This is a genomic window from Paraburkholderia sp. GAS42, assembly GCF_050436565.1.
GTDB lineage: Bacteria > Pseudomonadota > Gammaproteobacteria > Burkholderiales > Burkholderiaceae > Paraburkholderia.
Genome location: NZ_JBNDML010000001.1, coordinates 183,275 through 195,774, shown reverse-complemented (window position 1 = coordinate 195,774; position 12,500 = coordinate 183,275). Strand labels below are relative to the sequence as shown.

Genomic DNA, 12,500 nt, shown 5'->3' with positions numbered 1-12,500 from the left:
GCGCAATGGACCAGCAGAACCTCTTTGAAACGCCCACAACATACCGGCTGCTACGGCTGGAAAACCTGGTGGCGCTTGCGATCTGCGTCGGGCTGCTTGTCGCTCACCTGGCGCAGATCCGCTGGTGGGTATTCGTGCTCCTCTTCGCTTATATCGACGTTTTCGGGTACCTGCCCGGCGCGATCGCTCACCGGCGCGCGCATGGCAGACGTATTCACCGCACGTTCTACGTGCTGTACAACGGCACGCACAGCGCGGTCTCGGGACTGCTGGTCGCGGTGCTGTGGGCGTGGCTGGTCCAGCCTGAATGGGCTTTGCTCGCGGTACCGATCCACCTGTGCGGCGACCGTGCGCTGTTCGGCAATTTCCTGAAGCCCTTTGGCGTGAGCTTCGAGCCGGCCGCTCATCCTGCGTTCGTGCATTTCCGGACGAGCTATGTCAATGCATCAACGACCCGACGAGGAGGTCCGGATGCAGTGTGACGCGGCTGCTGAAGTCCCTGCCATCAGTGCGTCGGTCGATCCCGTTGACGTCCTGCGGCGTCATGCTGACCATCCGTCTGCGTTACTGGCGGTCAATCAGGAGACGCTGCGGTTTTGCGTGCCCGATATCGACGGGCTGGTCGCGTACCGGCCGGCGGGCCGTCATCATCTGGTGATGGTTGCTGGCATCACGGCTGCTTCCGGCCAGCGTGCCGCGTTGCTCGACCGGTTTCTCGACTGGGCGCGCAGTGAACAGCGAAAGGTTGTCGCGGTGCAGATGTTCCGGGACGACGCACTTCTGTTCGCAAGCCGTGGGTTTCGGGTCAACCAGATCGGCGCGTCGTACAGCGTGAGTCTCGATCGCTTCAGGATTTCCGGCACGCCATTCATCAAACTGCGCAACAAGATATCGCGGCGCGCCGCAGTCATGTCAGCGTGCTCGAACTCGGCGTCGACGTACCGGTAACCCCGCAGATTCGCGACGCAATTGCCGCGATCGACCGCGAATGGATCAAGGACAAGGGCGCGAAGGAACTCGCATTTCTCATCGGCGAAGTAGGCGCGCCCGACCGCCTCGACCGCTCGATCAAGCGGCTCTTCGTAGCGATGCAGAACGACGAGGCGGTGGCCTATGTTCTCTACACCGCAAGCTTTGGCCGGCACGCCGGCTGGATGCACGATCTTACGCGGCGAAAGCCCGATGCGACGACGGGCGTGATGGAGCTCATCAACATCACGGCTATCGAGCGCTTCAAGGCGGAAGGCGCTCGAATGCTGAACTTTGGCTTTACGCCACTGACGTCACTCGCCGACGAACACGAGATCGAGAGCGCGTATAGCCGCGCGACGGCGTGGACGTTCCGGAAGCTGGCGCGACACGGGAGCTTCATCTATCCCGCCGAAGCGCAGCTGCAATACAAACTCAAATGGGCGCCCGATCTCATTCAGCCCGAATACATCGCATTTCAGAACGGCTCGACCGCAAGTGGGCTGTGGCAATTTCTCCGTTTGACGAGGGCGATCTAGTGGCTCGTGTCATGCAACCACATGGGTGCCGGCTGGACGCTCCCTCAACGGCGTGGCTTCCGTTTCCACTCGACGAAGTGACATCCGCCGTAACGGGCGACATGACGTGCGATGTTGCCATTGTCGGTGGTGGCCTGACCGGGCTTTCGACGGCCCTTCACCTCAAGACGGTCGAGCCGCGGATCGACGTCGTACTGCTCGAAGCCGGGCGTATCGGATACGGCGCGAGCGGGCTGAATTCTGGCCAGTGCGCGCCGCGGATCGGGCCGGCGGTCGAGCGTCAGGTGCGATCGCTCGGGCCTGATTTCGCGCACGCGGCCTACGCGTATTCGCTCGATGCCGTGGAGTTGACGGCCGGTCTGGTCAACACCTGCGGCATCGACTGCGATATGCGCGAGGCCGGGCAATGGCAGGTTGCCCTGCGCGACACCGACGCGATCACACTCGAAAAGCGCGCGGCGGTCTATCGCGCGCTTGGCTTCGACGTGCCGTTGCTCGGTGTGGATGTGCTCCGCGCATCGCTGCCGGACTCACGGCGGATACGCAACGCGATTGCGTTTCCGGCCCGGTTACTGAATCCCGGCCGGTTGTGCGTCGGCCTGAAGCGCGCCGCGCTCGAACGGGGTGTCCGCATTTTTGAATATTCGCGGGTTTTGCGATTTGCGCGTGACACCGGCGCGCTGCATGTTGACGCGGGCTCAATCGGCGCTTCGCGGGTTGTGTTCGCCGTCGATGGCAGCGTCGGCAGCATCGACGGCCTGGACACCTTTCGAGGGACCGTCTTGCCCGTCGCGGCGTTTGCTGCGGTGACGCGTCCTCTCTCTGCCGCTGAGCGCGATGTCATCGGCTGGCGCCAGGGGCAGGGTATGTACGACGCGCGTCCGATGTTCAATTTTCTGCGGCCACTCGACGATGGCCGTTTGCTAATCGGCGGCGGGTACCGCCATGCGCCCGGCGAAAAGGTCGATCTCGACCTTCGTACGCGGAGCGCGCCTGACCTGACCGGACAGCTGTCGCTCTTCTTTCCGTCGCTACGCGAAATGACGGCCGATCGGGTCTGGCACGGTCTGCTCGGTTGCACGCTGAATGAATGGCCGATCGTCAAGGCGCTGGATGCCGAACGCCGTTACTGGCATGTCGGCGCGTGGAACGGTCACGGCGTCGCGCTCGCCGTGGCGGTCGGCCGCGATCTCGCACACGCCATAGCGGGCCATACCGCGATGCCGTCTGTCCCGTGGGCATGCCCGCGCACGACCAGCCTGCCGCCAGCGCTCGTTCGCGCAGTTCTTCCGCTGTACCTCGGGTGGCTTCGTCATTCGAGCCAACTCAACATCTGAAAAGAGGTAATGAAAATGTTCCTGCAGGAATCACGTGTCGTTCTGGAGCAATACGCGCCGGGCCTTGAAGCCGAACTCGCCGGGCAGGGCCTGCTGGCAATGGAATCGAAGGACCCGCGGGAGATCAAGTCATTGATTCGTCAGCACCGCCTGCCACGGCTGTGGGTCCCGGCGTCGTCGGGTGGTTCGATGATTTCGCCATACGACGGCATTCGCTTGCAGCGGGCCATCGGCGCCCGTGCGCCATCAATGGCCCTCATGCTGACCATGCACAACTTCACGGTCAGCTTTTGCGGTGCGCTGGCCGACCACGTGCCATCGTGCGCGCGGATGCTGCGCGATGTTGCACACGACAATCTGCTGGTTGCCTCCGCATTCGCTGAAGGACGGCGTGGCGCGGGCATCCTGGATTCGACCGTCTTCATGGTGCCGGACGGCGATGGTTTCCGGATTACCGGCAGCAAGAAACCATGCACGATGGCGAACAGCATGGACATCATCACGGTCGGCGTTGCAGTTCAGGGGACGGACGGCATCAAGCGCACTGGAATGGCGATCCTGCCGGCGAACGAGCCAGGCGTGACGCGGCACAAGTTTTGGGACGTCCCGCTGCTTGCTGCTGCCGATAGCGAGGAACTGCGTTTCGACAACGTGCGGGTTTCAGCCGGACAGGTGCTGCTCGCATCGGAAGGCGATGCGGAAACTGCCGGGATTGTCGCGGTCGCCGAAGCAATGGGATTGTGCTGGTTCGAGATCATAGCGTCGGCGAGTTACCTCGGCGCAGTAAGCGCGATGGCGGACCGCGTCGTGGCGGATCGTCGCATCGACGATTCAGAGCGTGTGCTGCTTGCGGGAGAACTGGAGTGTGCCCAGGCAGCGCTGGACGGTGCAATTCACCTGATGCAGACCTGTCCACCGGATGGCGCGTTGCTCGCCCGCGTACTGATGATCCGCTTTGGCGTTCAGCGAACCCTCGAGCGATGCGCGATGCTCGCGGCGGAGCTGGCGGGCGGACTCGTCTATGTCCGCGACGCCGAAATGATGACGCTGCTTGCCGCGAGCAGATGTCTCGCATTCCACCCGATTGGCCGCAAAGCCGCGCAGCCGGTGCTGGCGGCGTGGCTGGACTCGACCGTTGACGACCGGGCTTCGTCTTTGGCATCAAGTTCGCAGGACTAGCGGCATGCCGCATGCGGGAGTCGCGGCGCACGTCAGCGGCCCGCAGCCGGGCCATAACGGAAAGGCTGGAAAAACATGAAATATCTGATCGCCGTGCCACTGATCATAGTCGGCGTCATTCATCTGCTGCCGGTCTCGGGCGTGTCGGGTACGCGTAGCCTTGGTGTGCTATACGGCATCGCGCTCGATGAGCCCAATCTGACCGTCCTGATGCGTCACCGCTCGGCGCTGTTCGCATTACTCGGCGCGTTTCTGATTTATGCCGCGTTCGACGCCAGATTGCAGGCGCTGGGCTATATCGCGGGCTTTGTCAGTGTCGGCACCTTCCTGTATCTGGCATGTTCGACCGGACATCTCAACGCCCAATTGTGGCGCGTCGTGCTCGTCGATGTCCTCGCGACAATTGTGCTGGTGATCGGAGCCGCTGCGCGCCTCTGGCCGGCAGAGGCGGCCTGATCCCCGCCGCTGCAGACCCCGACCGCCTGGCCGCGTGGCGGCCTTGAGGTCGCGGGTCCCGTGGCATCCGCGAGAAGGCTATACCTCGCCGCGCAGTTTCCGCCCCTGCTCGCGGATCTGCTCGAGCGTTGCACCCGGCGTGCTTGCTTCCTGCGGCAGACGAATCTCGATCAGTGCAGCGCGCTTCGCCGCCTGCGCACGTCCGAGCGCGGGCAGAAAATCTTCCGTCCGCTCGACGAGTTCACCATGCGCGCCAAACGACCGCGCGAACGCCACGAAATCCGGATTCGTCAGACCGGTGCCGTGCACGCGGTTCGGATAGTTCTTTTCCTGGTGCATACGGATCGTGCCGAAGTGGCTGTTATTCACGACGATGAAAATCACATGCAGGTCGTACTGCATCGCCGTCGCGAGTTCCGGCGCGGCCATCATGAAGCAGCCGTCGCCAGCGAGCGCGACGACCGCGCGGTCCGGATACATCGATTTCGCCGCGATGGCCGCCGGCACGCCGTAGCCCATCGCGCCGCTCGTCGGTGCGAGCTGCGAGCGGAAATGCCGGTACGAGAAATGCCGATGCAGCCAGGTCGCGTAGTTGCCCGCGCCGTTCGTGAGAATCGCGTCTTCGGGCAGATGTGCGCGAAGTTGCTGGATGACTTCGCCCATCTGCACGTCGCCAGGAATCGCGCGCGGCTTGCGCCAGTCAAAATATGCCTGGTGCGCTGCTTCGGCTGAGCCGGCCCACGCTGGCGTCGCCGTCGGTTTCAGTTGGGCGAGCAACGTGGCGAGTTCCGGCATGCCCGACACGATCGGCAGATCAGCGGCGTACACGCGGCCAAGTTCTTCGGCGCCCTGGTGAATATGGACGAGCGTTTGCTTCGTCTTCGGAATGTCGAGCAGCGTGTAGCCGTTCGTCGTGGCTTCGCCGAGGCGCGGACCGATCGCGAGCAGTAAATCCGCATCGCCGATGCGTGCGGCCAGCGCCGGATTGACGCCGAGGCCGACGTCGCCGGCGTAGTTCGGGTGTTCGTTATCCAGTGTGTCCTGATAGCGGAACGCGAGGCCGACCGGCAACTGCCAGTTCTCGATGAAGCGGCGGAAATCCGCACATGCGTCCGGCGTCCAGCCGCTGCCGCCTGCGATCACCATCGGCCGCCTTGCGCCTTCGAGCAAGGTGCGCAACTGCTCGATCTGCGCCTTCGATGGCGACGCCGCCACGCGGTGATACTTCGGCGCGCCCGGTACGACTGGGCACGCGTCGCTCAGCACGTCTTCCGGCAGCGACAGCACGACCGGCCCCGGACGTCCCGACGTCGCGATATGAAACGCGTGGCTCAGATATTCGGGAATGCGGCGCGCGTCGTCGATCTGCGCGACCCATTTGGTCATCTGGCCGAACATGCGCCGGTAGTCGATCTCCTGGAAAGCCTCACGGTCGAGATGCTCGCGCGCGCACTGGCCGATCAGCAGGATCATCGGCGTCGAATCCTGGAACGCCGTGTGGACGCCGATCGACGCGTGCGTCGCGCCCGGACCACGCGTGACGAGTGCGATGCCAGGCCGTCCGGTCAGCTTGCCGACGGCTTCGGCCATGTTCGCGGCGGCCGCTTCGTGGCGGCAGACGATTGTCTGGATACTGTCCGTTTCGTCGTGCAGCGAATCGAGCACGGCGAGAAAGCTCTCGCCCGGTACGCAGAACACGCGCTCGACGCCATGCGTCAGCAAGGCATCGACAACAAGACGCGCGCCGGTGGTGGTGGCGGAACCAGCGGAATCAGTAGAAGCGGAAACGATTGGCAACGACATTGCGAGAAAACCTCCATTCAGTTCGACCGGGCCAGCAGCTTCCGTCGGCATGAGCCGGTAGCCCGATCAGTGTCACGGCCTGCGCGCTGCATCGGGACGATACGCGCGCCGCCTTTAGTGGAACGACGTACGTCAGGTCAGCACTCGACGATATTCACCGCCAGGCCGCCACGCGACGTCTCCTTGTATTTGGTCTTCATATCGGCGCCGGTCTCGCGCATCGTCTTGATGACGGAGTCGAGGGAGACATAGTGACTGCCGTCGCCGCGCAACGCCATGCGCGCGGCATTGACCGCCTTCACCGACGCCATCGCGTTGCGTTCGATGCACGGAATCTGCACCATCCCGCCAACCGGATCGCAGGTGAGACCGAGGTTGTGTTCCATGCCGATCTCAGCGGCGTTCTCGACCTGAAGCGGCGTGCCGCCCATCACGGCCGCGAGCGCGCCGGCCGCCATCGAGCACGCGACGCCCACTTCGCCTTGGCAGCCCACTTCGGCGCCGGACAGCGACGCGTTCAGTTTGTACAGAATGCCGATAGCGGCGGCCGTCATCAGGAAGTCGATCACGCCCTGTTCGTTCGAGCCTGGCATGAAACGCGTGTAGTAATGCAGCACGGCCGGGATAATGCCCGCCGCGCCATTGGTCGGCGCGGTGACGACGCGCCCGCCCGCGGCGTTCTCCTCGTTGACGGCGATCGCGTACAGATTGATCCAGTCGATCATCGACAACGGATCGCGCAGCGCCATTTCCGGATTGCCCGACAGCGCGCGATACAGCTGCGGCGCGCGGCGTTTCACCTTGAACGGACCCGGCAGCGTGCCGTCCGCATCGGGGTTGCCGATGCCGCAACCACGCGCGACGCACGATTGCATCACGGTCCAGATTTTCAGCAGGCCGGTGCGTGTTTCCTCTTCGGTGTGCCACACGCGCTCGTTTTCCCACATCAGCTGCGCGACTGATTTTCCTGTCGACGCGCACATCGCGAGCAGTTCGTCGCCGGTGCGAAACGGATGCGGCAGCTGCTGGACTGCGCTCAGCACCTTCGTATTCGGCGCGCCAGCGGTCACGACAAACCCGCCGCCGACCGACAGATACGTCGCTTCGCGCAGCGTCGCGCCTTCTGCGTCGAACGCGAAGAGTTTCATGCCGTTCGGATGTTCGGCGAGCGCCTGCCGGTAGAACGAGATGTGATCTTTCAGAACGAACGGAATGTCGCGCTTGCCGAGCAGCGAAAGCGTGCGCGATTGGCGGATTGCTTCGAGACGTTCGACGATGGTGTCGGGATTGACGGTATCGGGCGCGTCGCCGAGCAGGCCGAGCATCACGCCGCGGTCGGTGCCGTGGCCTTTGCCGGTTGCGCCGAGCGAGCCGTACAGATCGACTTTAACGGACCCCGTGGCGTCGAGCAGCCCGTCGCGCTCGAGACCCTGGGCAAACATCAGCGCCGCGCGCATCGGCCCGACCGTATGTGAACTGGAAGGACCGATGCCGATCTTGAAGAGGTCGAACACACTGACTGCCATTACTGCTCCTGCAAGTAGATATCGGTTTAGCGCGCCGCGAGCGGCAGGCACACGGCGAGCCACGCGGGCGGCGACGGTGCCAGTTGCAGCGCGACAGGCGTGAAGCGGCCATCGAGTCGCGCGGCGAGGTGGAACAACTCCGTCGCGTTCTTCGGATCCCATTGACCCGAGTAGCCGGGCAAGCCAGCTTCGCGACGTTTTACATCGAACGGCACGTCCGAATGCACGAATTCTTCGTGTGTCTTCGCGCCGGTCGCGTACGGCGTGAGCCAGTCGAGCGCGGCAGCCAGCGACGCGCCGTTCGCCGCTTTCTCCGGCAACCAGTTACGGTTGTGGCGGCGCGCGGCGAGCGCGGCCGTGACGAGCGGCTGCAGGTCGTACGTCACATAGTGCAGCGCATCACGTTCCGCAAAATCGACGGTTGCGCCATCGGGCGCGATGTTGTCGCCGATGTGCTCGACGTACAGGCGCTGCGCCGCGTTGATCATCTTCCGGTTGTCGAGCGTGAACGCGGCCATCGATACCAGTTTGACCCGATGACTCTGCCAGTTGTTCTTGAAAGAGCCTGTGAGCGGACGCGGTTGTGCGTCGATCTGCCCGATGTAGCCGTTTGCGAACTTCGTCAGGAATGCCATGGCGGCGTTGCGCGTTTTCACGGGCAGCGCGCTGGCGGTCATGTCATAGGCGAGGATCAGGCCCTCGAAGTGCGTTTCGTCGATCGGATTGAAGCTCGGCTGGTAGGTCGTGACCCACGCATACAGCAGGCGGTCGACGAGTTTCAGGTAGCGGTCGTCGCTGGTGGCACGCCAGGCGAGCGCGGCGTCGCGCAGGAGGTCGAGATCCTTTTCGGCTTCCACGCTCTGGTCGTAGATGCCTTCGTGCGGGAGCGTGCCTTCGGTATGCAGTCTGGCGAGCGCGTGCGGCGTTTCGTTCAGATGCGCCTGCACGTTGCTGACCAGGGCCTTCACGCCGGGATCGGCATTCGTGCGTTCACTGGTTTGCAGCCCGGGCGCGGCGCAGAAATTCATCGCTGCGTGGGCTTGCTGTGATGGGAGCGCGAGTGCGCCGCAGGTGAGCAACAGTACAGCCAGCGGCGTGCCTGCGAACTGCCGTGACAGTGCTTTCTTTGGTCTTATCCGGCGTTGCATCAATCGCACCTTTCGCGCCATGCGAAACTCCTTAGTCTGGCTGATTCGGTGTGTGATGTTAGCCGTTCCGGGGCGCGAACGACAGGACCGCGCGCCGTGGTACGGCAGCACGCGGTCCGCCGTGACGCGGCAGGCGTTACTCGTAATCCGCCATCGGCACGCACGAGCAGAACAGGTTGCGGTCGCCATAGACGTTGTCCGCGCGGCCGACCGGCGGCCAGTACTTCTTCGCGAGCAACGACTTAAGCGGGTACGCCGCGGTCTCACGCGCATACGCATGCTTCCAGTCATCCGCGACGACAACCTGCGCGGTGTGCGGCGCATGCTTCAGCGGATTGTCTTCGCGGTCGGCGCGGCCTTCCTCGACGGCGCGGATTTCGTCGCGGATCGCGATCATCGCCTCGATGAAACGATCGAGTTCTTCCTTCGATTCCGATTCGGTCGGCTCGACCATCAGCGTGCCCGGCACTGGGAAGCTCATCGTCGGCGCATGGAAGCCGTAGTCCATCAGACGCTTCGCGACGTCATCCACGGAGATACCGCTCGTTTCCTTGATCGGACGCAGATCGAGAATGCATTCGTGCGCGACCAGTCCGCCCGGGCCCGAGTACAGCACCGGGTAGTGCGGCGCGAGCTTGTTCGCGACGTAGTTCGCGTTGAGGATTGCGGTTTCGGTGGCGGCGGTGAGGTTTTTCGCGCCCATCATCGCGATGTACATCCACGAGATCGGCAGGATCGAAGCCGAGCCGTACGGCGCAGCCGAGACAGCACCGATGCCGTTCGCGTTGCGCTCGTAGCCCGACGACGTCTGGTTCGGCAGGAATTTCGCCAGATGCGCGCCGACTGCGACCGGACCAACGCCCGGTCCGCCGCCGCCGTGCGGAATGCAGAACGTCTTGTGCAGGTTCAGGTGCGAGACGTCGCCGCCGAACTGGCCTGGCGCCGTGAGGCCGACCATCGCGTTCATGTTCGCGCCATCGACATAAACCTGGCCGCCGCGCGCATGCACGATCTCGCAGATTTCGCGCACGTTCGCTTCGAACACGCCGTGTGTCGACGGGTACGTGATCATGATCGCGGCCAGCTTGTCAGCGTGCTGCGCGGCTTTCGCCTTCAGGTCTTCGATATCGACGTTACCCTGCGCGTCGCACGCGACCACGACGACCTGCATGCCGGCCATCTGCGCCGAAGCGGGGTTCGTGCCGTGCGCCGAAGCGGGAATCAGACAGACGTTGCGATGACCTTCGCCGCGCGACGCATGGTACGCGTGAATGATCAGCAAGCCGGCATATTCGCCCTGCGAGCCCGCGTTCGGCTGCAGCGAAACAGCCGCGTAACCTGTCGCCGCGACCAGCATCTGTTCGAGCTGATCGATCATTTCGCGGTAGCCGACGGTTTGCTCGGCCGGCGCGAACGGATGGATCTGCCCGAATTCAGGCCACGTGACCGGCAGCATTTCCGACGTCGCGTTCAGCTTCATCGTGCACGAGCCGAGCGGGATCATCGAGCGATCGAGTGCGAGATCCTTGTCCGACAGGCTGCGCAGATAGCGCAGCATTTCCGTCTCCGAATGGTGACGGTTGAACACGTGGTGCGTGAGGTACGCGCTCGTGCGTTCCAGCGATGCCGGGAACGAATCCGCTGCACTCAACGCCGTATCCAGCGCGTCGACCTGCGGTACGTCGCTGACAAACGCAGCCTGTGCGAACGCTGCCAGCAGATCGGCGAGATCGCTGCGTTTCGTGGTTTCGTCGATCGAAATGCCGACGCGTGTATCGCTCACGCGCCGCAGATTGATGCCCTTGGCCGTCGCCGCGTCGTGCAGCGCCTGCGTACGCGCGCCGGTTTCGAACGTGAGCGTGTCGAAGAAGGTTTCGTTGACGAGCTTGTAGCCGAGTTGCTTCGCGCCTTGTGCGAGCAATGCAGCGATGCGGTTCACGCGCAACGCGATCGTCTTCAGGCCGTGCGGGCCGTGATAGACCGCGTACATGCTCGCCATGATCGCGAGCAGCGCCTGCGCGGTACACACATTCGACGTCGCCTTTTCGCGGCGGATGTGCTGTTCGCGCGTTTGCAGCGCGAGACGCAGCGCCGGATTGCCCTGCGCATCGACGGTCACGCCGACCAGCCGCCCCGGCATCTGGCGCTTGAATTCATCGCGCACGGCGAGATACGCCGCGTGCGGGCCGCCGAAACCGACCGGCACGCCAAACCGCTGCGTGTTGCCGACGGCCACGTCGGCGCCCCATTCACCCGGCGGCGTCAGCACAGTCAGCGCGAGCAGATCGGCGGCGACGACCACATGACCACCTGCAGCGTGGATCGCATCAGCCAGCGCGCGGTAGTCGCGCACGTCGCCGTTCACGCCCGGATATTGCAGCAGCACGCCGAACGCGTTCGCGCTCGCGGCATCCGCAGCCGGGCCGACCTTCACTTCGATGCCGACCGGCTTTGAGCGCGTCTGCACGACTTCGATGGTTTGCGGCAGCACGTCGTCGGCGATGTAGAACACGTTCGACTTCGGCTTGCCGATGCGTTGCAGCAGCGTCATCGCTTCGGCGGCGGCGGTGGCTTCGTCGAGCAGCGATGCGTTCGAGATCGACAGGCCCGTCAGGTCGATGATCATCTGCTGGAAGTTCAGCAGCGCTTCGAGACGGCCTTGCGAGATTTCCGGCTGATACGGCGTGTACGCCGTGTACCACGCCGGATTTTCGAGCACATTACGCAGGATCACCGCCGGCGTGTGCGCGTTGTAGTAACCCTGTCCGATGTACGAGCGGAACACCTGGTTCTTGTCCGCGAGTTCGCGCAGCGCGGCCAGCGCTTCGGCTTCGCTCTTCGGCTGGGCGAAGGGGCCGAGCGGCAGCGCTTCGTTGCGGCGGATCGTCTTCGGAATCACGGCGTCCATCAGCGCAGCGCGGGACGCGAAGCCGAGGGCTTCGAGCATCGCGTGCTGATCGGCGGAATCCGGGCCGATGTGCCGTTCGGCGAAGGCGTCGTGCACTTCGAGCGCCGCGAGCGAGAGAGGAGTGCGGTTCATCAGACGATCCGGGTGTTCGAGCTTCATGAGGTGTTCCTGGTGGTGCGGCCATCCGGCGTTTCAAAACCGGGCGCCGCACCTGACGTGTTGAGAAATTACTCGCCGATGGACTTCGAGTACGAACCGGCGTCGATCAGACGATCGGTCGCGGCGCCGGCCGCCGGCTTGATCTTGAAGAGCCAGCTGTCGTACGGCGCGCCGTTGACGGAATCCGGCGTGTCGGCCAGCGCGGTGTTCGATTCGACGATCTCGCCCGAGACCGGCGCGTAAATGTCTGAAGCCGCCTTCACGGATTCGATCACGGCGACGGCGTCACCGGCCGTTACAGCGCGGCCGGCTTCCGGCAGTTCGAGAAAGACGATGTCGCCGAGCGCTTCCTGCGCGTGGTCGGTGATGCCGACCGTCAGCGTGCCGTCGGCTTCGGTGCGGACCCATTCGTGCGATTCGGTGTATTTCAGATCGGCCGGGATGCTCATCGGATGCTCCTGTTGCGTATTGGTTGG

Annotated in this window: 11 protein-coding genes; 6 read left to right on the top strand and 5 right to left on the bottom strand. The window is 64.0% G+C overall.

The genetic code is table 11. The features are described from left to right. Nucleotides 1-5: 5 nt before the first annotated feature. The 6 genes from P3T16_RS00915 to P3T16_RS00890 all read left to right on the top strand — a co-directional run bounded on the left by P3T16_RS00915 (nucleotide 6) and on the right by P3T16_RS00890 (nucleotide 4,480). Nucleotides 6-482: a hypothetical protein gene (locus tag P3T16_RS00915; protein ID WP_429340839.1), complete on the top strand. Its 477-nt coding sequence runs from the start codon at nucleotides 6-8 to the stop codon at nucleotides 480-482. After that, on the top strand, nucleotides 442-948 hold the full coding sequence (locus P3T16_RS00910; RefSeq protein ID WP_429340838.1) for a phosphatidylglycerol lysyltransferase domain-containing protein: 507 nt from the start codon (nucleotides 442-444) through the stop codon (nucleotides 946-948). Before P3T16_RS00915 ends, P3T16_RS00910 begins: the two co-directional genes overlap by 41 nt. Further along, on the top strand, nucleotides 918-1,508 hold the full coding sequence (locus tag P3T16_RS00905) for a phosphatidylglycerol lysyltransferase domain-containing protein (protein WP_429340837.1): 591 nt from the start codon (nucleotides 918-920) through the stop codon (nucleotides 1,506-1,508). The genes P3T16_RS00910 and P3T16_RS00905 overlap by 31 nt, the downstream gene beginning before the upstream one ends. Nucleotides 1,509-1,519: 11 nt before the next feature. Next, nucleotides 1,520-2,845 carry an NAD(P)/FAD-dependent oxidoreductase gene (locus tag P3T16_RS00900; protein WP_429340836.1) on the top strand — a complete coding sequence of 442 codons (1,326 nt, stop codon included), beginning with the start codon at nucleotides 1,520-1,522 and terminating at the stop codon, nucleotides 2,843-2,845. 9 nt (nucleotides 2,846-2,854) lie between these two features. Further along, nucleotides 2,855-4,024, top strand: coding sequence for an acyl-CoA dehydrogenase family protein (locus P3T16_RS00895; protein WP_429340835.1), 1,170 nt, complete (start codon nucleotides 2,855-2,857; stop codon nucleotides 4,022-4,024). A 75-nt stretch (nucleotides 4,025-4,099) separates the two neighbouring features. Next, the gene (locus P3T16_RS00890; RefSeq protein ID WP_429340834.1) at nucleotides 4,100-4,480 is read left to right on the top strand and encodes a phosphopantetheine adenylyltransferase; all 381 of its coding nucleotides are present in this window, start codon (nucleotides 4,100-4,102) and stop codon (nucleotides 4,478-4,480) included. Between the two features lie 78 nt (nucleotides 4,481-4,558). Here P3T16_RS00890 and P3T16_RS00885 read toward each other — a convergent pair whose 3' ends face one another. From P3T16_RS00885 to gcvH, 5 genes are all read right to left on the bottom strand, one after another. After that, nucleotides 4,559-6,283, bottom strand: coding sequence for a thiamine pyrophosphate-binding protein (locus P3T16_RS00885; protein WP_429341053.1), 1,725 nt, complete (start codon nucleotides 6,281-6,283; stop codon nucleotides 4,559-4,561). Between the two features lie 137 nt (nucleotides 6,284-6,420). After that, the gene (locus P3T16_RS00880; protein WP_429340833.1) at nucleotides 6,421-7,809 is read right to left on the bottom strand and encodes an L-serine ammonia-lyase; all 1,389 of its coding nucleotides are present in this window, start codon (nucleotides 7,807-7,809) and stop codon (nucleotides 6,421-6,423) included. Nucleotides 7,810-7,835: 26 nt separating this feature from the next. After that, nucleotides 7,836-8,978 carry an alginate lyase family protein gene (locus tag P3T16_RS00875; protein WP_429340832.1) on the bottom strand — a complete coding sequence of 381 codons (1,143 nt, stop codon included), beginning with the start codon at nucleotides 8,976-8,978 and terminating at the stop codon, nucleotides 7,836-7,838. Between the two features lie 115 nt (nucleotides 8,979-9,093). After that, a complete protein-coding gene (gene gcvP / locus P3T16_RS00870; RefSeq protein WP_429340831.1) occupies nucleotides 9,094-12,024 on the bottom strand; it encodes an aminomethyl-transferring glycine dehydrogenase in 2,931 nt (976 codons plus the stop codon). A gap of 68 nt (nucleotides 12,025-12,092) precedes the next feature. Next, entirely contained in the window at nucleotides 12,093-12,473 is a 381-nt protein-coding gene (gene gcvH / locus P3T16_RS00865; protein WP_429259209.1) for a glycine cleavage system protein GcvH, read from the bottom strand. Nucleotides 12,474-12,500: the final 27 nt, after the last annotated feature.

Coding starts and splice junctions, on each gene's coding strand:
- gcvP (WP_429340831.1), bottom strand. CDS start 12,024: ATGAAGCTCGAACACCCGGATCGTCTGATGAACCGCACTCCTCTCTCG.
- P3T16_RS00880 (WP_429340833.1), bottom strand. CDS start 7,809: ATGGCAGTCAGTGTGTTCGACCTCTTCAAGATCGGCATCGGTCCTTCC.
- P3T16_RS00915 (WP_429340839.1), top strand. CDS start 6: ATGGACCAGCAGAACCTCTTTGAAACGCCCACAACATACCGGCTGCTA.
- P3T16_RS00900 (WP_429340836.1), top strand. CDS start 1,520: ATGCAACCACATGGGTGCCGGCTGGACGCTCCCTCAACGGCGTGGCTT.
- P3T16_RS00885 (WP_429341053.1), bottom strand. CDS start 6,283: ATGTCGTTGCCAATCGTTTCCGCTTCTACTGATTCCGCTGGTTCCGCC.
- P3T16_RS00875 (WP_429340832.1), bottom strand. CDS start 8,978: ATGGCGCGAAAGGTGCGATTGATGCAACGCCGGATAAGACCAAAGAAA.
- P3T16_RS00910 (WP_429340838.1), top strand. CDS start 442: ATGCATCAACGACCCGACGAGGAGGTCCGGATGCAGTGTGACGCGGCT.
- P3T16_RS00890 (WP_429340834.1), top strand. CDS start 4,100: ATGAAATATCTGATCGCCGTGCCACTGATCATAGTCGGCGTCATTCAT.
- P3T16_RS00895 (WP_429340835.1), top strand. CDS start 2,855: ATGAAAATGTTCCTGCAGGAATCACGTGTCGTTCTGGAGCAATACGCG.
- gcvH (WP_429259209.1), bottom strand. CDS start 12,473: ATGAGCATCCCGGCCGATCTGAAATACACCGAATCGCACGAATGGGTC.